Annotated in this window: 12 protein-coding genes and 1 tRNA gene; 6 read left to right on the top strand and 7 right to left on the bottom strand. The window is 57.6% G+C overall.

Going from position 1 to position 20,481, the window contains the following annotated elements:
* Window position 1: 1 nt before the first annotated feature.
* The 4 genes from J2X72_RS01630 to J2X72_RS01615 form a co-directional block, all read right to left on the bottom strand.
* Window positions 2-2,680 carry a cadherin-like domain-containing protein gene (locus J2X72_RS01630; protein ID WP_310067714.1) on the bottom strand — a complete coding sequence of 893 codons (2,679 nt, stop codon included), beginning with the start codon at window positions 2,678-2,680 and terminating at the stop codon, window positions 2-4.
* The gene (locus J2X72_RS01625) at window positions 2,677-4,443 is read right to left on the bottom strand and encodes a type I secretion system permease/ATPase (protein WP_310067711.1); all 1,767 of its coding nucleotides are present in this window, start codon (window positions 4,441-4,443) and stop codon (window positions 2,677-2,679) included. Before J2X72_RS01625 ends, J2X72_RS01630 begins: the two co-directional genes overlap by 4 nt.
* Window positions 4,444-4,506: 63 nt before the next feature.
* Complete coding sequence (locus J2X72_RS01620) at window positions 4,507-4,824, bottom strand: hypothetical protein (RefSeq protein ID WP_209999103.1); 318 nt, start codon at window positions 4,822-4,824, stop codon at window positions 4,507-4,509.
* A gap of 72 nt (window positions 4,825-4,896) precedes the next feature.
* Window positions 4,897-12,159 (bottom strand): peroxidase family protein, encoded by a 7,263-nt coding sequence (locus J2X72_RS01615; RefSeq protein WP_310067709.1) that lies wholly within the window; start codon window positions 12,157-12,159, stop codon window positions 4,897-4,899.
* A gap of 396 nt (window positions 12,160-12,555) precedes the next feature.
* Between J2X72_RS01615 and J2X72_RS01610 the strand changes: the two genes are divergently transcribed.
* The gene (locus tag J2X72_RS01610; RefSeq protein WP_310067706.1) at window positions 12,556-13,875 is read left to right on the top strand and encodes an ATP-binding protein; all 1,320 of its coding nucleotides are present in this window, start codon (window positions 12,556-12,558) and stop codon (window positions 13,873-13,875) included.
* Window positions 13,876-13,882: 7 nt separating this feature from the next.
* On the opposite strand, the gene J2X72_RS01605 is transcribed toward J2X72_RS01610, so the two are convergent.
* The 3 genes from J2X72_RS01605 to J2X72_RS01595 form a co-directional block, all read right to left on the bottom strand.
* A complete protein-coding gene (locus J2X72_RS01605) occupies window positions 13,883-14,551 on the bottom strand; it encodes a response regulator transcription factor (protein ID WP_310067704.1) in 669 nt (222 codons plus the stop codon).
* A gap of 190 nt (window positions 14,552-14,741) precedes the next feature.
* Entirely contained in the window at window positions 14,742-16,151 is a 1,410-nt protein-coding gene (locus J2X72_RS01600; protein WP_310067701.1) for an adenylate/guanylate cyclase domain-containing protein, read from the bottom strand.
* Window positions 16,152-16,204: 53 nt separating this feature from the next.
* Window positions 16,205-16,294: transfer RNA gene (locus tag J2X72_RS01595), tRNA-Ser, on the bottom strand.
* 339 nt (window positions 16,295-16,633) lie between these two features.
* Here J2X72_RS01595 and rplU point away from each other — a divergent pair.
* The 5 genes from rplU (at window position 16,634) to proB (ending at window position 20,480) form a co-directional block, all read left to right on the top strand.
* Window positions 16,634-17,113 carry a 50S ribosomal protein L21 gene (rplU, locus tag J2X72_RS01590; RefSeq protein ID WP_209999111.1) on the top strand — a complete coding sequence of 160 codons (480 nt, stop codon included), beginning with the start codon at window positions 16,634-16,636 and terminating at the stop codon, window positions 17,111-17,113.
* A gap of 24 nt (window positions 17,114-17,137) precedes the next feature.
* Window positions 17,138-17,410: a 50S ribosomal protein L27 gene (rpmA, locus tag J2X72_RS01585; protein WP_112531041.1), complete on the top strand. Its 273-nt coding sequence runs from the start codon at window positions 17,138-17,140 to the stop codon at window positions 17,408-17,410.
* A gap of 117 nt (window positions 17,411-17,527) precedes the next feature.
* Window positions 17,528-18,148, top strand: a complete 621-nt coding sequence (locus tag J2X72_RS01580) for a GNAT family protein (RefSeq protein WP_310067696.1) — start codon at window positions 17,528-17,530, stop codon at window positions 18,146-18,148.
* A gap of 92 nt (window positions 18,149-18,240) precedes the next feature.
* On the top strand, window positions 18,241-19,275 hold the full coding sequence (gene obgE / locus J2X72_RS01575) for a GTPase ObgE (RefSeq protein WP_310067692.1): 1,035 nt from the start codon (window positions 18,241-18,243) through the stop codon (window positions 19,273-19,275).
* 14 nt (window positions 19,276-19,289) lie between these two features.
* On the top strand, window positions 19,290-20,480 hold the full coding sequence (gene proB / locus J2X72_RS01570) for a glutamate 5-kinase (RefSeq protein WP_310067689.1): 1,191 nt from the start codon (window positions 19,290-19,292) through the stop codon (window positions 20,478-20,480).
* Window position 20,481: the final 1 nt, after the last annotated feature.

Genomic DNA, 20,481 nt, shown 5'->3' with positions numbered 1-20,481 from the left:
CTCAAGGGTTTTCGACGATCATCAACATGTGATGACCCGTCAGATTGATAGTCATTTCGTAGTGTTCATCGCGGTCCATATCGACCTCGATCAGCGTCTGTTGCAGTTCGTCAGTTCCTTCGTGACGAACACGGATCGGCAGGGGTTGCGCGTCGGCGTCGTCGCCGTAGGTTTCCTCGAACCGATCTTCCAGACTGTCGATGACCTCTTCGAAGATCTCGTACCTCGACATCTCGATGCGATCGCCAACCATGAAGTCGAGTATCTGATGGATAACCTCGGCACTGGAACTTCCCTCCGGAATATGAAATTCGAAAGTGTCCGAACCGCCGCCGCCCTCGAGCACCATGGCAGTCGTACCGATGTTGATGTGATCGTTGCCGGTGCTACCGACCACCTGTTCGAAGCCGGAAATCACGTCGTGCCCGATATCGAAACCTGTCGCTGCGCCCGTGGTCAAATCGACAAGCACGCCTTGGGCCGACTGCGAATAGTCGAGGGTGTCGGATCCAGCCTGACCGGCGTAAATGTCGTCGTTGCCATCAGCCGCCGCAAGCACGATATCGTCGCCGATCCCGGCCAAAACGCAATCTGCTCCTTCGCCATCCGAAATCACGTCATTGCCCGCGCCCCCCGATAAAGTGTCATTGCCGCTTCCTCCGGAAATGACATCGTCGCCTGCGTTCCCGAAGATACTTTCCCCGGCGGTACCGCCGCTGATTTCGTCGGCTCCAGCACCTGCATTGATCACCTCAAAATTGGTGATTCTATCCGTACCGATTTCCACGCCGCTGGCGTTGGCGGTAACGACGTCGATGACCACGGTCATCAGGGCGGCCGAATAATCGAGCGTGTCTATGCCTTCCCCGCCGTCATACGCATCATCGACTGTATCCAGGGCGGCTGTGACAATGTCATTACCGGCTCCGCCGCTTACAGCGTCTTGCCCCGAACCGTCGGACAGATGATCGTTGCCGTCACCGCCCAGAACCACATCAGCGCCTCCGCCGCCTTCAATCCGATCATCACCGCCATTGCCATGGATCTCCTCGGCCGCATCGCTGCCTTGAATGTCATCCTGCCCCGCTCCTGCCAGCAGAATCTCAAAGTTCGAAATCGCGTCGTGACCGATCTCGTCGCTGGTTGCAGTGCCTTCATCGAGATCGATCGTGCTGCCATACAGGACTGCGGTATAATCCAGCGTATCGACGTCAGTGCCGCCATCATAAACATCGTCCGCCTGATCAGTATCGGCGGCGATGGTATCCTTGCCATCGCCGCCGTGCACATCGTCCTTGCCACTGCCGCCACTAAGAAAATCGTCGCCCAGGCCACCCTCGATAACATCGGCACCGGCCTGGCCGAAAACGACATCATTGCCGCCGCCGCCATCCAGGCGGTCATTGCCGGCGTCGCCATGGATGGTATCGCGGCCGAGATCACCGGTAATGCTGTCATTGCCCTCACCACCAAACAGCAGGTCATCACCCTCTCCGCCGCTGATCGTATCATCGCCGCTTTCGCCGAAGATGGTATCGCGACCTTCCTCGCCGAACAGACGGTCATTGCCGCTGCCGCCGAAGACCTGATCGTCGCCGAGGCCGGCCAGAACGATGTCGTCGCCGGCGCCAGCAAAGATAAGGTCATCACCGCTGCCGGTAATTATATGGTCATTGCCGTTGCCGCCGTTGACCGTGTCGTTGCCGCCTCGGGTGTCGATATTGTCATTGCCGTCACGGCCGTCTACGTCGTCAGCGCAGTTTGTTCCGACAAGGATATCGTCGCCTTGGGTGCCGATGATCGGCGGTGCTTTCAATACGGAGAACTCGGCCGTCTGCAGGATCGACACCTTGCCATCGCTGATCTGATAGGTAACGGTGACCGGACCAAGCATCGCTGCATCGAAATACCAGCCGCTTGCGGTCTGCGTCAGTGTTCCCGACGATACGCTAATGTTCTGGATGCGGAGCGCATCGCCGTCCGGATCGGATGCACCGCGCAGGAGATCGGAAAGCCCGATCAGGGCGACCGCACAGCCAAAGACGTCGGCGAGATAAACGGGGCCGTTGACCCTGGGCGCACGATTGACGCCTTTCTCCCTGTCCGTATCGTCATCCTCCTCTTCATCGATATCCTCGCGAGGACCGACGTCCTGCACCGGCGCAATCTGAGGGTTTGAGCCACCGCCACCGCCGCCGCCGTGGCCCATACTGGCTACCTTGCCACCGCGCCAGGCATTGTCGTTTGCTGCATGGAAGGAGAAGGAAACCCCACCGAACTTCTTCAAGAGAGCCGAGTTTGGCAGGTTGAGCTTTTGAAACTCGATCATCGGGGAATCGGAAAGCTCATAGCGCCAGTCTCCGCCGCCAAACAACCTACCGCCGGAACCTGACTTATCCCTTGGCGATTCTTCCGCTTCCGTCGCAACGTTGGAAGCGCCAGCCGCTGCAACCTCGGGCGATCCGGACTGCTCCGGCGCTTGAGACTTGGCTTCTTCCTGCTGCTCGTCACTGCCCAACCGCGGAAATGCGCTTTTCAGGTAAAGCGCAAGCCCGGTGAGAAACACCGTAAAGAACAACGGGGCATTAGAGCGTTTGTCCTGGTTCTTCAGGACATAATGTTCATGTGACTCGTTCGTTTCCGGCTTGGTGGTTTTGGTCCCTTTGACATCGATCATCATGCTGAAACCCTCGATGTGACGCGCGGCGCATTTTGTGCGGCAGGCGCGGGTCGGTTGACTGTTTCTGCGGGTACGGGCGATTTGAGAATTTCGTCTTTTGGTCCGAAGGCCACCATCTTGCCGTTCTGGATGACGGCGACCATGTCCACTGCGGCTAGAGCGCTTGGCCGGTGGGCTATGACGATGGCGATACCGCCGCGTTCACGAATGGCCTTGATGGTTTGCGTTAGTGCCATCTCGCCTTCACCATCGAGATTGGAATTAGGCTCGTCCATCACGACGATGAAGGGGTTACGGTAAAGGGCACGTGCCAGGCCGATGCGTTGGCGCTGGCCAGCAGAAAGTGAGGCACCCTGAGGACCAAGCGCCGTGCGATAACCGTCGGGCATGCGCACGATCATCTCATGAATCCCGGTGATCTGGGCCGCCTCGACGATCGCTCGTGCGTCCACCTTGGGCTCAAGCCGCGAGATATTCTCTTCGACTGTTGCGTCCAGCAGTGCCACATCCTGTGGAAGATAACCCAGGTATTGACCAAGCTTGCTGTCTGACCATTGCGTCAGTTCGGCATCGTCCAGTCGCACGCTACCGCGCAGCGTCGGCCAGATACCTGTCAGGGCACGCGCAAGTGTCGTCTTGCCGCCACCGCTCGGTCCGATAATGCCGAGCGCCTGACCCGCATTGATCTCAAAGCTGACATCACTAAGAAGAACCCGACCGGACCCTGGCGCGGCTACCGTGATCTTTTCAACCTTCAACGATCCAACAGGCGCCGGCAGATCCATCGGTGTCTCAATGGAAGACAATGCGACGACGGTTTCCTTGAGCCTACCAAATGCCGTGCGCGCAGCGACGACGCTCTTCCAGTTACCAATTGCAAGATCGACGGGCGCGAGAGCACGGGCTGAAGCAACCGACGCGGCGATAATTGCGCCAGCGGACAACTCACCCTGGATCGTGAGCCACGCACCCAGACCAAGCACTGCAGATTGCAGGATCATGCGAAGTACGCGAGAGATCGCTCCAAATGTTCCACTGATGTCGTTTGTGCGCGTTTGAAGTTCGAGGTGATCCTGATTGGCTTGATTGAAGCGATCGACTGCTCTTCCGGCAAATCCCATGGCCTTCAGAATATCGGCATTGCGGGCGTTCGAATCAGCGATCCCGTTGCGTGCAATGGCGGCCTGATGGGTAGCGCTTGCCAGGCGCCGGGTCATCAGCTCGGTAGCAATTGTCAGCATCGACAGGATGAATGCACCGGCAAAGGTGAGCGCGCCGAGGTAGGGATGAAGCATATAGACGAAGATGAGATAGAGCGGCATCCAAGGCAGGTCGAACAGCGCGACTGGACCCTGGCCGCCAAGGAAGCCGCGTACCGTATCGACATCACGGCCACGCTCCAGCGCCTCGGCTGTTGAAAAACCAAAGCGTGGCATGTCGATAGCCACTTGATGCGCCATCGGAGCGATCCTGCTGTCGAGACGCGCGCCGATACGCACCAGTACCTGAGAGCGGATTATATCAAACATGCCCTGGAACAGATAAAGACCGATCGCCAGAGCCGACAAGGCGAGGAGCGTCGGCACGCTGCCGCTGGTCAGGGCGCGATCGTAAATCTGCAGCATGTAGAAGGAGCCGGTCAGTGCGAGAATGTTGATGACGCCGGAGGTGGTGAAGAGAAACACGAATATCCCGCGAAAGCCTTGCGTCAGCTTCTCGGCATTTCTCCGCTTGGTGCCAGTCAATGGGGTTTTCGAGCGCATTTTTCTTACCGTTTCTAGTTGAGGCTTTGGGCGGAGCGGTCACGGGCGGACCACGCTTCCAGTTCAAATCCAATATGTTGAGGTCGCCTGTTGTTTGACACCCCGGGACTTCTTGGACGCCCCAGTAGCGAGGCGCCTCGTCAATACTTCCGCAGCAATCGTCATGACTGCCGTGACCAAAGCAGCAATTAGCGCCTGCCGGCCAAGAATTGGCAGATACGCACAGACTGCGAGGAGATAGAGGGGAAGCCAGGGCAGATGCAGCGTCTTTATCAAGCTGGCGGCTTCCAGACCGCGGGAAACGTCGGCATTGCGGCCCTTGAACGGCCTATGGCGAGCCACGTTGCTCGCAGGGTTGGCAAAATCAATTCTTGTACGCATTCTCGTGACCCCCCTTTTGTTATTGGTATAGGGCGGCGAGCCGGTTATTGCGGCTCGCCGTCAGTTATCGGACTACAGATGGAAGTCCGAGTTGGTCAGGTCGTGGTTGCCCTTGATGCTCAGGCGCAACTCTGCCCCGCTGTCGCCATCGACGCTGCCCTGGACGATCGTATATTCGCCGTCCTCGCGGGTTTCATGCGTGACAACCAGTTGTGCGGCGCCGCTTAAGGTCGAGCCTGCAACTAGCGTGAAGGACTGGTTACCGCCTGCGCCGCCATTGGCATCGATACTGCTTAGATCGATCTTGTCTCCGGGCTGGAAGCCCGCGATCGTATCTCCGTCCGCATCTCCTGCGGAGAGGAAGCGGAAGGTGTCATTGCCTGCACCACCGTCGATGACATTGACAGCGCTGCTTGCAGTGATCGTATCGTTGCCGGAACCGGTCACGACATTCTCGACATTCCACAGTGTGTCGTTGCCCGATTGACTGCTCGATGCACTGCCCCGGCCCGCAAAGCCCGTTCCGAGGTCGACTGTGAGGTTGGCCGTGATGGCAGCCATGTCGAGCGTATCGCCGCCGGCATCGCCGTAGTAGTTGTCATTCCCGTCGCTGGCTTCAGCGACGAACATGTCATTGCCATCTCCACCATGTGCGGTGTCGTTGCCGGAACCGCTATTGATCAGATCGTTTCCAGCATCGCCGAAGATGCGGTCTGATCCGGCATCGCCGTAGAGCATATCGTTGCCGGCCCCGCCGAGAACATCATCGTTGCCAGCACCGCCGAAAGCCATGTCATCACCGTCTTGCGCACTGATGAAGTCGTCGCCTTCATCACCGCGGATGACATCGGCTCCAGCGCCACCCATTACCGTGTCACTGCCGCCGAGCGCGATAATCGTCTCGCCGTTGACAGTGCCAAGCAGTACGTCTGCATTGGCTGTACCCACAACCGGAGCCCCTGGCGAGTTCGAACCTGGAGCAGGAACATCGTCATCGTCGTCTACCGGTTCCCCACCAATCTGGGGCATTCCGTCGGGTGCAGTGAACTTGATCGTTTGTTGACCATTGGTCAGCGTTGTGACGCCATCTTCTATCGTTGCTTCATAGTCTGCGATGGTCGCTCCGTTTGGCAGTTCGATCACATCCTGGGGACGGAGGTTGCCGACAATCGTGTCGTTACCACCGTTGGACCTGAAGACGATCCGGTGCGCGGAGTCCAGCGACGAGATATCGATGGTATCGTCTCCGGCATTGCCATCGATAGTGATGGTATTGAAATTCAGGCTCGTGCTGGTGAAGTCGCCGACGATCTGGATCGTGTCACCATTGTTTGTGCCGCCATCGGGCTGGTTTGGATTGTTGCCATTGTTGGCGGTGGTATTGAGTGTATTGACGGTGATCTCTTCGATATTGTCGAGTTCGGCAATGATGGTCGTCGTTAGCCCGACCGTGCGGGTAATAACGATCTCAGTGTTGGCCCCGGACACCGCGATACCGGCCAGGATTGCTTCCGCCCTCGTGTAGATCCGGAATGTCTCGGCCAAACCGTTCCGCCCGTTCAGGTTGAAGGTGTCGGCAGCGCCGGCCCCACCATCGATGATGTCGAAGCCGTCGGTGTCACCGGTGGCATTAGTATTCCAGATGATGGTGTCGTTGCCCGTTCCGGCCACGATGATATCGTTGCCTGTACCCCCGGTGACCGTGTCATTGCCGTCGCCGGCATCGATGTTGTCATTGCCACCGCCGCCCGCGATCGCATTGATGGCGGTGTTGCCGACGATGATGTCGTTGGCCCCTGTGCCGGTGATATTGGCAGTCGTGACGCGGGTGACAGTCACTGTTGCCGGGTCGGTCAGCGTGCCATCGCTGCCAGTATAGGTGAAGGAGCCACCGGCAGTCGCATTGTCGGAGAGGGTGATTATCCCTGCTCCCAGTGTCGGTCCCGTTGCAAGTCCGGTGGCACCGCCCACCGCTGTGATGGTGATCGGTGACCCCTCCGGGTCCGTATCGTTGGCCAGCAGAGCTGCGTGGGAGATGCTGAAGGAGGTGTTCGCGGCCGCATTGGTGATGACCGTGTCGTTATTGGCGACAGGGGCATCGTTCGTGGCAGTCACATTCACCGTTGTCGTGGCAACCGCGCTGTCGAGCAGGCCGTCATTGACAGTAACCTGAAGAGTTCTGGCGCCAGCGGCCGGGTTCTCCGAGTTGTTGGAGTAGCGGACCTGTCCGATCGCAGTCTGATAGTTGGCGAGGGAGGCGCTGCCAGTCAAGGTCAAGGTGATCTGACCAGCAACGCTGGTGTCGACCGCCGATGTGATGCCGCCCGGCAGCCCACCAAGCACCGTCAGCAGATCGCCTGCACTGGCATTGGTGAGAACGACACGGGCCGAGGCCATAGTCGGGCCGTCATCAGTGATCCGTGCACCGACGGCAATTGCGACTGGGGCGCCATTTTCCGCGTAGTTCGTCACATGGTTGTTGCCTGGGGTACCAGGAGTGACGGTCGTGGTCGTGGTCGTCGTTGCGATGTTGAAGTTGTTGATCAGCACGTATTCGCCGGCGCTGATCGCACTGGAGACGAACCGGATCGCCGAGTTCGGGCCAGCACCGGTAAGGTTCAGAGCGACACTGAACGTATCTGCGCCGTCACCTCCTCCTGAGTTTTCGTTGATCGTCGTCAGGACGGTGAAATTTCCAGGCGCGAACGATCCCGACTGCGAGTACTGAACCACAACAGACTCGCCTGCATCGATGCTGCTGGTCCCGTTGTTTCGATCGTAGCTGAACGAAAGCGTGGCACTCGTCACGCCGCTGAGATTGACGGTGCGCGTTATCTGCGCCCCATCACCGGCCGTGAAGCGCAACTCGTTGGTTCCATTGTCGAGCTGGATCTGCCCGCCGGTGACCACATTGCCGGTTGTGGTATCGTTAGTCTCGACCCAAGGCGTCGCCGCCCAGGCCAGAGTTCCATCGCTGTTGCTATGCGAAGCGGTATCGAACGTGTCGCGATAGGCTTGAGGAAGGGTTAGAGTAGTGGTGTTCGTAACGTCGCCGTTGAGATCGAGCGTCGGTGCCACCAGCGAAATGTCCTGATCGGTGAAATCCAGAATCTCGACATTGCGGATGGTGTCTGTGCCGTCGGTAGCAAGACCGCCGGTATGGGCAACGGTGATGGTCCCATCGGTGTTGAAGTCGATATCATATTCGTCTCGTGCGCCAGAGAAGATCGCCCGATCGACATCGGCAATGCCGTCGCTGTCGACATCGTCATTGCTGTTTTTGATCGTTCGAAGGATACCCAGCTGGCCCGGATTGATCGAGCCGTTGAACATGCTGGCTGCGAGCGTCGTCATTGATTTGTGTACGGCGATTGGCGTACCCGTGTGCTCGGTATCACCAGCGGCGTAGACGGCGATCTGAACGTCGAGGTATTTGTCGCCGTCGATGATATCATCGCCGGCATTGCCGGTGATAGCATCACTGCCGTCGCCCCCGAGGATGATGTCGCCGCGATCAAAGGTGGTGACGCCGGCGCCCAGAACAGCCTGCAGGCCCTGGATGAGGGCGATGCCCTGTGCATCCAGCACGCTGCCGCGATAGCCCGTCGTCCCGCCCTCAAGCAGCGGTGCACGATCTGCTGCCACATCGTTGGTGCCCTTTAATACGTCGTTGAACCTTGTGCCGGAAAGCCCTTCCATCGACTCATACTCGTCCAGCGCCGCGTTCTGCGGCAGTGTCGGGGCCTCGTCGAAAATGATCGGGATGGACAAGTCGGCGTTCACGCCGGTCAGATTGTCCTTGTAGGTCGCCCAGTCGAAACCGGACATGCCCACCATCTTGCCGCGGCCGGCGCTGCCGACCATGATATCGTCGCCGCCTTCACCGATATACTCGTCAAAGCCGCCATCGCCGAGGAACACGTCGTTCCCATCAATACCGTCATGGGCGAAGATCTCGTCGAAGTTGTCGCCGGGAGCACCATCGAACGTGCCGGTTTCGATCCAGTCATCACCCTCGTTACCGAGAATGCGTTCGGCATTCTTGTTACCGTAGATAAAGTCGTTACCCGTACCAGCGAAGACTTCCGAGCCTGCATCGGTGCCGAGGAAAATGAAGTCCTGGCCGTCATTGCCCATCACCAAGTCGAGACCCGGTCCGGCATGGACCACGTCATTGCCCTTGCCGGCCTTGATGTTATCGTCACCGCCGGAGTCCTTGATGATGTCATCGCCATCGCCACCATTGATGATGTCGTTGCCGAAGCCACCTTCCATGTTGTCATTGCCGCCATCGCCGAACAACGTGTCGTCGCCAATGCCCGCAATCATGATGTCGGCCGCTTCAGTACCGCCGAGCACCACGTGGTCGTCGCCTGTGTAGCGCAGGTAGTTGGTGTCAGGTCCGACGGTGCCGGGATTGTTGCGGACGACGAGAGGGGTGAGGATGCCTCCACCAATCGGATCGGTGCTCTCGAGCGTTCCGTCGCCATTCAGATCGTTGAACTGCCTGGCCTGGTTGACTTCAAGAATGAGGCCTGGAGTCGAGAACACGTCCGAAGGCAGATGGGTGGCGTCTGTATTGCGCATGATCATGGCGGCGAAGGAGTTGTTCTCCATCTCGCCGAACAGATGCAGACCGTCGAGCCGCTGAAGGTAGTAGAAGCGGTCACCGCTCTGCAGGTTCTCCATCTGCACTTCGAAGACGAAGTTGAAGGTCGAGCCAAGCATGCCGCCGAACGGCATGGTCTCTTCGGCCAGGCCGCCGATCCAGAGATCGACATTGTTGAGGCCGCCGAGCGAGCCACCGGCATAGGCGCCTGTGGCGTTTAGGAAGTCGAGTGAATCAGCAGGGACCGCCATGCCGCCGACTGACACGCCGGTGATGATGGTCAGCGCTGCGTCTCGCTTCTCCTGAAGCGTGTCCGCAGTTGTAATCAGCGTATGCGTGCCGTAGGAGGCGATGAAGTTGATGATCGAGGCTTCGTTCTTGAGATGGCCGGCAAAATCGACCCAACTCTCGTAGGGCTTGAGCAAGACATTCTGGTTGCTCGCCTCGTAGAATTCCGCGCGAGCGGCATTCAGCGACGGTACGCCGGTATCACGCCCGCGTGCTAGGTTGATGGTCGCGAGGTCGAGCGGCAAACCGAGCAGGTTGTTGCGCAACGCGCTGGTGACGAACTCGTCGATTTGGTTGCCGACCTGGCGGGTCATCCCGCGGATGATCGAGCCGGCAGCGACCTCGTCGTCAATTGTCCCCCCCGGACCGTTAAACGCCGTCGGGTTGAGGAAGCCCTGGATCAAGCTGATGTGAGCGGGCGTGAAGGTCGGGTCGAACTGGTCGATAGACTCGGTCAGCATCGAGTGGCCGAAGCGGTAGACCACGTGGGCGAATTCGGCCACGATCGATGGATTGAGCGTTGTGTCGAAGCCGTCCGGAACCAGGAAGACGTTGATATTGGGCTGGATCTTGCGGGCGAATTCTTCGAACACGAGGTGCTGGTACTGCATTTCGGTGCCGAACTTGGCAGCTTGGAACAGGCGTTCGCCATCCCAAACCAGACCAGTTGGGTTTGCCGGAACACTCGTTACATCGACTGCAAGCCATTCGTTGAGGAAAGCAACGGCCTCGGCCTCGGACCCGCCACCATCGAGGATGGCCTGGGCGTCGGCAAGGGTGACTTCCTTTGTATGTTCGACCAGCCGGTTGTGTTCGGCATGGAAGACATGGTGGACGGCAGTCAGACCGATGTTCTCATTTACGCGACCATCACCGGCGATGAAGTGTGCGTCCAGCAGTTCGTTGTCATACACCCCGTCTACAGGAATGTTGCCGCCGATTTCGGTATCGCCATCGGCTAGACCTTCCGGTGCTGCGCCGTGCGCAATGTCGGCGAGAAAGGCGTGGTTCGTGAAGACTGAACGCACAGGCACAACAGGATCGGCAGTGCCAAAGACGTTATGGGGATCGACCGGATCGGCAGGATTGCCCTCGATCACCAAATCGTCTCCAGTGTTGGGAATGCCGTCGCCGCCGATACCGATGATCAACTGCGGGTAGCCATTGGGACCGGGGATAAAGTTGCCGTAGGGGTCGGTTCGAAGGAGCGGTACGGCGGTAACGTCCTGATCCGTCAGTTGAATGCCGAGGATGTTTGCTGCCTGCGCCTTTAGTTCGGCCCATGTTGCCATGCCGCCATTCCCACCTTCGATGAGCTTGCCGGTTGCCGCCGGACCATCCGGTGTGGATACGTACTGCCGGATGAACACCTGATGTGAGGGATGCGACGTATAGGTCTGGTTCTGGTCGACATAGGAAGTCGTCGTATTGACGGGACGTCCATCGTCGAGGCTCTCGTCCTGCGGCGTTGCGGGGTTGTTGCCAAGCACACCGTCAGCGCCGGGTGAGGTCGTGGCGCGCGTCAGCACCATGAAGTTGGTCGTACTACCTTCAACATACAGCGGGTCATCCGGTTGCAACGGAATCATCACCGCGCCGTTGCCGCCCTTGTTGACGAGGTCGAGGCCATGATCGAAGAACTGGCCAAACAGTGTGAACCAAGAGTTGAACGGAGCCGATAGGCCCTCGTCCGGCGCAATGTTGGGTAGGTGGACATTGGCGCCGTCCAGTTCGATGCCATTGGCTGCGAGCAGTTCATAAAGCCCACCGACCCCGCCAGCTGCAGTATCGAGGGCGGTCTGTGCGGCGGCGAGCGCTGCGGCCGCATCGGCGGCCGCCGTCTGCAGTCCAGCATTGCCGGGGTTAGCGGCGGCAGCAGCTGCGGCGGCGGCTTCAACGCGCTGGGCGTCGGCCACCGCCCTGAATTCGTCCTTGAGGGGAGCATAAGCAGCCGAAATCGTCGCGGTGATCACCATGCCTGGGTCGTTGTTGCCGGCACGCTGAAGCGCCGTCAGGATTGCCGCAGGATTGCCGAGCGTCTGGTCGACGATCAGGTTGGAGATCGTGCGAACCTCAGGGTCGATGACGTCACCCGGCCCCGCATTGGTTCCTGGGCCATCCACGTCGTTGCCGGGGGTATAGGGAATCGGGACGGGTACCGCGGCGAGAGGTCCGGGACCATCAAAGTCGATCATGGCGGTCGTGGTTCTGTATTGCGGGTCGAGCAGCTCCAGGAACTCCTGGTCAGCGGCGCCCCACTGTTCCTGGCCGGGCAAGAGATGGTTGTAGCTGCCGTCGACTGTGCGCAGGCCCCAAGCCAGATTATAAGTGGGAATCAGACCACCTGGTCCATAAAGCGGTTGTCCCCCGGCATGAGCCTCGGCAATTTTGATTTGCGCCAGGATGAAGTCGAGATCAGAACGAATATAGGTTACCATTTTAGCCTCCCTTTGGACCCCACGAGAATCGCCGTCTGCGGCAGTCGGTTCTGGTTACGTCTGTGGTTTCAGACGCAATTTACTTTGTTCCGTAACTTGGTTTCTCTTGACCGCTCCCGAAACAAAGGGACAAACTGGTTCAAAATAACTTCGACACGAGTTTCGATGGTCGGATAATGTAGAGGGGGAGGCGAACTTGATAGTTCGGAAGGTCCAGTCAAATACACAGACTTTCGTCGGCGGAAAGGTGGGACTTTGGGCCCGGGCCAAAATGTGACCTATGGCCCAAAGGATGAAGGTATTCCTTCGAAATCCAACACTCTGGTCCGATATTGGCACAGCCTGGGTTTAACAGCACAATTCCTTATTGTGGCGGCACTCATCGTCTGTGGATCAATGGCAATATTGGGTGAATGGCTGAGCTCACAGATTGCCGCAAACCAACTTCGGAGCCGTGTTGAAGCCGGAGCACTCTATGTTGAGGGATTTCTGGCCCGCCATGTGGAGGAGACGGAAGATGGGCCGAGGGTTGCCGCCGACCGGCAGAAGGAACTCGACGAACTTTTGATCGGGACTGAACTCTCCACGCGCGTCGAAGGATTCCGGATATGGGGCAAGGACGGTTCAGTCATCTACAGCACAGACAAATCCCTGATGGGAAAGCGGTTGCCATCGACCGACATCGACAAGGCGTTCGCTGGGGCAGTCGTCTCGCAGTTGGAAGTTGGACATAACGACGAAGGAGATATTACGCTGGGTGACAATCAATCTTTGATTGAGATCTACGCGCCCATCTATCGCCCGGGCTCACACGATGTAATCGCTGTTGGAGAACTCTACGAGGACGCTGAAGAGTTTATCGTTCAGCGCAACCGCGTTCAGCGCCATACCTGGGCCATTGTCGGCGCGACGACGCTGGCAATCATGGGGCTGCTTTTTCTCATCGTAAGGCGCGCGAGCAATGTCATCGAAAGCCAGCGAGTAAGGCTGAAGTCCCAGTTGGCCAATGCGCAGGCATTGGCTGAACAGAACAAAAAACTTCGAAAGGCCGCTGACCACGCCCGTATGGACGCTACCAAATCCAATGAGACGTTGCTCAATCGCATTGGTTCTGACCTGCACGACGGACCGGTTCAGCTGCTCAGTCTTTTGATCCTCAGGCTTGGGGGCGGCTTTCCCGACCCGACGAAGGGGTCAGATCTGCTGAAAAACGTGCCTCAGGAGCTGCATCCCTCGCGGCTGGCAAGCCAAGTACTTACGGAGCTGCGCGAACTCTCGACGGGACTCGTTCTGCCAGAGATCGAGAACATGTCGCTCGAAGCGGCGCTTCGTGTTGCTGTGGAACGACACGAGTATGCGACCGGATCAGTCGTCAGCGCGAACTACGTTGGCCTGCCAGAGAACGTTGCCTATCCGTTGAAAATTTGCCTTTACCGTGTTGTTCAAGAAGGGCTCAACAATGCGTTCCGGCATGCTTCCGGATTGGGCCAAAAAGTTACGGCTTCGGCGGACGAAAAAACCATTACTGTTGTCGTCAGCGATGCTGGGCCGGGACCGGTGCGGGCAGACGGAGCTTCGGTACGCACAAGGCCTTTGGGACTTCAAGGCATCCGTAATCGTGTGGAAGCCTTCGGCGGCTCGGTGCAATTCCAGCAGCGCAGCGGCAATGATACGCAATTGATCGTATCGGTCTCTCTCGAAAGCAATTCGCCTTAAGACGGTTCTAGTGGCGCGACATCGGCTCTCGTTGACCGCCGACCTCGAGCTTCTGGGCGGCAATGAGAACTTCGAGCCGATTTCGGGCATGCAATTTCTGCATCAGAATTGTCATGTAATTTTTGACGGTCTTCTCTCCGATACCCAGCCCAACGGCAATTTCGCGATTAGTAAACCCTCGCAGCAACAGACGAACGATCTGCTCCTCCCGTATGCTCAACTTGATGGGACCCGCAGACATCCGTCGCAAGGAAGCAATTCTCAAGGCCTCGACGACCTTGCAGGCAAAACTTGGAGTGATGTAGGTTTCGCCATTATGGGCCGCCCTTACCCCTTGAATGAGTTCTTCGGCGCTGCTGCCCTTCAGGATATAACCACTGGCACCAGCGTTAAGGGCCCGCACCGCATAATCGCTTGCGGTCATGGCGGTAAAAGCCACCACCTTTGTGCCGCCCGATTTTGTGACGATCTCGGTAATTACATCAAAGACGTTGCCGGGCATGAACAGGTCCAGGACCATAACGTCCGGACGCAGCTTTTTGTTTATTTGAAGAGCATCGTCAGCAGTCGCACCCTTGGCGACAACCGTAAAATCGTCATTTACTTCAAAGAGGTGGACGACGCCAGCCAGCAAAAGCGGATGGTCGTCGACCAACGCGATCGATATTGAACCCATTTTTATGCCCTCACTTTGCCTTTGCGGCTTGTGGCTGTATTAGGCACTTATTTGGCTGTTCTGTCCTTAAACAATTGGGACTAACCAAAATCGATGGCCGGAAAGCATTGAAATAGGCGGGAACTGCCAGGGATTGCGTCAAATCTTCCCCATGTCGTCGCCCCACGCCAAGCGGATATGAGCATTGGGTTCAGGGAATTGTAAAGATACTGATCTGATCCGTGATGCCGCGAAGAGTAACGGTTTGCGACATCGGCTTGAGACCGTGATCCGTAAGGACATGGGAAACACGCGGATCATTGAGTACCGAACCGGTAGCGAATATCTCGCGTGACGTTGCGAGGTGCTGGACCCGCGAGGCAATGTTGACCGTTTGTCCGAAATAATCCTGCCGCTCGTTGAGGCTGACGGCTATGCACGGCCCTTCGTGAATACCGATTTTCAGAAGCAGATCTTCGCTGCCACGTTCCTTGTTGAGACGCAGCATTGCATCACGCATCCGCATCGCCGCTACCAATGCCCGGTCGGGTGTTGGAAAAGTCGCCATTACCGCGTCGCCGATCGTCTTGACGACAGCACCTGCCTCTGCGCCGACAATCTCGTTGAGTACGCCGAAATGGGCCTTCACAAGATCGAATGCAGCCAGATCGCCAACTCTTTCGTAAAGCTCGGTCGAACCGCGGAGATCTGTGAAAAGAAACGTGAGACTGGTAATGCGCAGCTTCTGGTCGACGTCGATGGTATCGGTACGATAGATGTCGCGGAATGTCTGATTGGAAAGCAGAGATTTTGCGGTAAGGAACGGGCGGCGTTGGCCGAGCATCGTGTGAAGGGCATCATTGGCCAGGCACACCGACGGAAGCGTGCGAACGTCCGTATGATTCTCGACTGATATCCGTAAGGGGCCTGGTCGCAAGGTGATGGTTTCGCTGTGACGGTGCACGCGGTCAAATACCAGTGATATGCTCTGCCGCTCTTTGGTCGGCTCCCCTGCCACATCCAAAAATTGCGCGGCGTGGGTGACCGGTTCAAAGACGATGATGAAGGATGGTGGCAAATGCAGCGATATGACCGCCTTTTCCCCGGCTGGTAGTTCAAGCGACTCGATAATGAACTCGTCGACTTTTTCCTCAAAATCGTCGTCCGGCAAATCGACTCCCGAACCCCAATAAACCTGACGGAAATATTCCACGGCTGGAAGTTGGTGGGGATTGTGAGCCTCGATATGGCGCACACGCGGTGTCACGGTGAAGGTGACTTCTACCATTTCGTCGAGCGTCGGCTCGTAGCCGGCAGCACAGAGCGCGCAGGTGTATTCATCGCTTTGCACGGTCTTGAGCGAGGTATTGGCATCCAGAACGCCACCGCAGCCGGGGCAAAGGACATTCCACGACATTTCGAACAGGCCGAGACGTGATGCCTGCAAGAAGGCGCTAATCGTCTGCTCTTCGTCAAGTTGTTCGCTGGCAGCGAAAGCCAGCGCATTGATACGGCTCAGCTTGCGATCCGGCGCTTCGTGAACGAGCCGTTCCATGGCATCGACAACGCGGGGCTGCGCCGATTGGCGGAGCATTGCAAACAAAGACTTAGCTTCACTCATGAAACTATTCTACACTGAAATCAGCGAGCGGACAGCGAATTCGTGGGAAGCGATGGCGGAGAGGGAGGGATTTGAACCCCCGATGGAGTTGCCCCCATGCCGCATTTCGAGTGCGGTGCTTTCAACCACTCAGCCACCTCTCCGCGTAGGGGAATTGATATCCCCGATCCATTTGCCGGATATAAAACCCGGCTGATGCGCGATGCCCCATGGGCTCAGCTTGAGCGTGCGACCGGCTAGATAGCGGGCAAAGCTTCGAGATACAAGAGTAATTTGCGTTAAATTTCTTGACTCAGCGGCGAACCTGATCCTATAAGCGCCCGTCAACTGGCGTGGGGGATTCTCCGCGCCGTTTGTTTTTGAATTCGGGTGCCTTTATTCTTATGCGTAAGAGTGCCTTTCGATCAATCTGTCACGACTGACAAAAAGACGGTTATTGCCATAAACGGCACTAAACCGAACCGGACTCCGAAAGGGAAAAAATGTTCGCAGTCATCAAGACCGGTGGTAAGCAGTATCGCGTTGCCGCCAATGACCTGTTGAAGGTCGAGAAAGTTGCCGGCAATGCCGGTGATATCGTTGAGTTTGCTGAAGTTCTGATGGTTGGCGCCGGAGCTGACGCAACGATCGGTGCTCCTGTTGTCGGTGGTGCGCTGGTGACAGCCGAAGTCGTAGAGCAGGGCCGTGCACGCAAGGTCATCGCCTTCAAGAAGCGTCGTCGCCAGAATTCCAAGCGTACGCGCGGTCATCGTCAGGAATTGACGACGATCCGTATCTCGGAAATCCTGACCGATGGCGCGAAGCCTTCCAAGAAAGCCGCTGAAAAGCCGGCGAAGAAGGAAGCTGCTCCGAAGGCTGAAGCCGCTGCTGCGGATGCAATCGAGACGAAAGCCGCCCCCAAGACCAAAGCTGCGCCGAAGAAGGCTGCTGCCAAGGCTGAGAAGCCCGCTAAGGGCGAATAAAAAGAGATTTAGAGGAGCAATCCGATGGCACATAAAAAAGCTGGTGGTTCGTCACGCAACGGTCGTGATTCAGAATCGAAGCGCCTTGGCGTGAAGAAGTTTGGTGGCGAGAAGGTTCTTGCCGGCAACATCCTCGTTCGTCAACGCGGCACCAAATGGCACCCCGGTGTCAATGTTGGCCTTGGTAAGGACCATACCCTGTTTGCACTTGAAGCAGGCACCGTTTCCTTCCGCACCAAAGCCAACGGCCGTAGCTACGTGTCGATCGTCAACCCGATCGCCGAAGCAGCAGAATAGCCGGTCCTGCTTGAAGCACCGGCGTCCCATCGGACCCGGTGTATGGCAACCGCCAACAGATCAAAGGGGAGATGGGATAACCACCCATCTCCCCTTTCGTGTCTGGAGGATAGACAAATGGTTGCTGAAATACTGGAAGACGATGAAGAACGGTTGGATCTGATAGACTGTCCCGTTCTCGTTACGGAACGTCTCGTTCTGCGAGCGCCACGTAACGAGGATGTGGATGCAATTGCCCGTCTCGCCGATAACCTTCACGTAGCGGAAATGCTTTCTCGCATGCCACACCCCTATACGAAGGAACATGCGGTGGATTTCGTGCGCCGCGCCAATGCGGGCGAGATCGGCAAATGCGTCTACGCCATTACATTGGCACAATCGGGCACGTTCATTGGCTGCTGTGGTATCAACTATCGTCGCAGCAAGGATGACCATACGCCTTGCCGCAAGGAAGAGTTGGAGATCGGCTACTGGCTGGGCGAGCCCCACTGGGGCAGGGGCTACGCAACGGAAGCCGCCCATGCGCTCGTCGATCTGGTGTTCAGAGCAACACAAGTCGAAAAACTCTATGCTTCTTGCCGCGTGTCCAATAATGCGTCACGCCGGGTGATCTATAAAAGCGGTTTCCAGTATACAAACACCGGTATGATGGATTCGATCACTGCCGGGAATGTTCCTGTAGAACGTTACATGCTCGACCGGAGGACGTGGATCGGTCTTCGCAGCTGGACTTCATAACCAACGCTGGTCGTCTCCAACATCGAGGCGACCAGTTTTCATTTCGAGGATTTTACTGTAATGCCTCGGAACATCAAAAGGACTGAACTTTCATGAAATTCCTCGATCAGGCGAAAGTCTATATCCGTTCCGGCGACGGTGGTGCCGGTTCGGTGTCGTTTCGGCGCGAGAAATTTCTCGAGTTCGGCGGTCCCGACGGCGGCGATGGCGGACGCGGTGGTGACGTCTGGGCGGAAGCGGTCGATGGTCTCAACACGTTGATCGACTATCGCTACCAGCAGCATTTCAAGGCCAAAACCGGCATGCACGGCATGGGCCGCAATATGACGGGCGGCAAAGGTGCCGATGTTATTCTGAAGGTGCCGGTCGGAACGCAAATATTCGAAAACGACAACGAAACGCTTATCTGCGATTTCACAGTTGTCGGTCAGCGATATCGTCTTGCCAAGGGCGGCAATGGCGGTTTCGGCAATGCACATTTCAAGACCTCGACCAACCAGGCTCCGCGCCGCGCAAATCCCGGCCTCGAAGGCGAGGAGCGCAACCTTTGGCTCCGGCTGAAGTTGATCGCCGATGCTGGACTTCTTGGCAAGCCCAATGCCGGGAAGTCGACCTTCCTTGCCAGCGTCACTGCCGCCAAACCAAAGATTGCCGATTATCCGTTTACAACGCTCCACCCCAATCTCGGCGTTGCACGCATCGACGCCAGAGAATTTGTCATCGCTGATATTCCGGGGCTGATCGAGGGCGCGCATGAGGGGGTGGGCATTGGTGACCGCTTCCTTGGGCATGTCGAGCGGACCCGTGTGCTTCTACACCTTGTTTCGGCACAGGAAGAGAATGTCGCGGAAGCCTATAAAACCGTCCGGATGGAACTCGAGGCCTATGGAGCGGGACTCGCTGACAAGCTGGAGATCGTGGCGCTCAGCCAGATCGACACGCTTGACGCAGCTGCCCGCAAGAAGAAGGTTGCAGCGCTCAAGAAGGCGGCCGGCCGCGAGCCGATGCTATTATCGTCCGTCAGCCGCGAAGGCGTTGAACCGGTGATGCGCGCATTGTCTGCAATTCTTCTTGAATCGCGTCAGTCGGAAGCTCCTGCCGAGATCGACAACCGCTTCAAATATTGAGTAGTAGTAGTAGAATGTCCGCGAAATCAGTCCAACTCCGGGATAACGATGATCAGGTGAATTCGCTACCGAAACTGGCGTCTTATCGCCGGATCGTTGTCAAGATTGGCTCGGCTTTGCTTGTTGATCGTGTCACGGGCCTCAAGCGCGATTGGCTTGAGAGCCTTGGCACCGACGTTGCTGCGTTAAGCGCATCGGGTGTCGAGATGTTGATTGTATCTTCAGGTGCGATCGCGCTTGGCCGGACGGTGCTGGGTTTGCCAAAGGGGGCATTGCGGCTGGAAGAAAGCCAGGCTGCAGCTGCCGCCGGCCAGATCGAATTGGCCAAAGCTTATGCCGAGGTTTTGAGCCACCGCAAACTGCGTGCCGGACAGATTCTCTTGACTCTCGCCGATACCGAGGAACGCCGCCGCTATCTCAATGCGCGCGCAACGGTAGGCACCTTGCTGCGATTGAAGGCAGTTCCCGTCATCAACGAAAACGACACGGTTGCCACTACTGAAATCCGCTATGGCGACAATGACCGGCTTGCAGCACGTGTTGCGACCATGATGGGCGCGGACCTCCTCGTCCTGCTTTCAGACATCGATGGGCTGTACACTGCCCCGCCACATCAGAATCCGCATGCGCAATTTCTACCTGTTATCGATGCGATTACGCCCGATGTCGAAGCGATGGCTGGTGCAGCCGCATCGGAATACTCGCGCGGCGGCATGAAAACCAAGCTGGATGCGGGTAAGATCGCCAACGCGGCGGGAACGGCCATGATCATCGCCTCCGGCACACGGCTCAACCCGCTGGCTGCCATCGATCGTGGCGGACGCTCGACAATGTTCAAGGCCAGCTCGACGCCCGTCAATGCCTGGAAGACCTGGATATCCGGCAACCTCGAACCATCCGGACGGCTGGTGATCGACGACGGCGCGCTTGCCGCGCTCAAATCCGGCAAGTCATTGCTTGCTGCCGGTGTTCGCGAAGTTGCTGGCCAGTTCACACGGGGGGATACGGTCGCTGTGTTCGGACCCGATGGCCGTGAGGCGGCTCGCGGGCTTGTTGCCTACGACGCTGCCGATGCCATAAAGATCGCGGGGCGCAAGACCAATGAGATTGGCACGATTCTCGGTTATGATGCCCGTTCAGCGATGATCCATCGCGATGATCTGGTGGTGCGCGCCGCAAAGCGCGCTGCCGCGGCCAAGGAGTAAG

The sequence above is a fragment of the Phyllobacterium sp. 1468 genome (genome assembly GCF_031455525.1).
GTDB lineage: Bacteria > Pseudomonadota > Alphaproteobacteria > Rhizobiales > Rhizobiaceae > Phyllobacterium.
This window is presented reverse-complemented; position numbering and strand designations above follow the sequence as displayed.

Coding starts and splice junctions, on each gene's coding strand:
- J2X72_RS01630 (WP_310067714.1), bottom strand. CDS start 2,680: ATGATGATCGATGTCAAAGGGACCAAAACCACCAAGCCGGAAACGAAC.
- J2X72_RS01625 (WP_310067711.1), bottom strand. CDS start 4,443: ATGCGCTCGAAAACCCCATTGACTGGCACCAAGCGGAGAAATGCCGAG.
- J2X72_RS01620 (WP_209999103.1), bottom strand. CDS start 4,824: ATGCGTACAAGAATTGATTTTGCCAACCCTGCGAGCAACGTGGCTCGC.
- J2X72_RS01615 (WP_310067709.1), bottom strand. CDS start 12,159: ATGGTAACCTATATTCGTTCTGATCTCGACTTCATCCTGGCGCAAATC.
- J2X72_RS01610 (WP_310067706.1), top strand. CDS start 12,556: ATGGCAATATTGGGTGAATGGCTGAGCTCACAGATTGCCGCAAACCAA.
- J2X72_RS01605 (WP_310067704.1), bottom strand. CDS start 14,551: ATGGGTTCAATATCGATCGCGTTGGTCGACGACCATCCGCTTTTGCTG.
- J2X72_RS01600 (WP_310067701.1), bottom strand. CDS start 16,151: ATGAGTGAAGCTAAGTCTTTGTTTGCAATGCTCCGCCAATCGGCGCAG.
- rplU (WP_209999111.1), top strand. CDS start 16,634: ATGTTCGCAGTCATCAAGACCGGTGGTAAGCAGTATCGCGTTGCCGCC.
- rpmA (WP_112531041.1), top strand. CDS start 17,138: ATGGCACATAAAAAAGCTGGTGGTTCGTCACGCAACGGTCGTGATTCA.
- J2X72_RS01580 (WP_310067696.1), top strand. CDS start 17,528: ATGGTTGCTGAAATACTGGAAGACGATGAAGAACGGTTGGATCTGATA.
- obgE (WP_310067692.1), top strand. CDS start 18,241: ATGAAATTCCTCGATCAGGCGAAAGTCTATATCCGTTCCGGCGACGGT.
- proB (WP_310067689.1), top strand. CDS start 19,290: ATGTCCGCGAAATCAGTCCAACTCCGGGATAACGATGATCAGGTGAAT.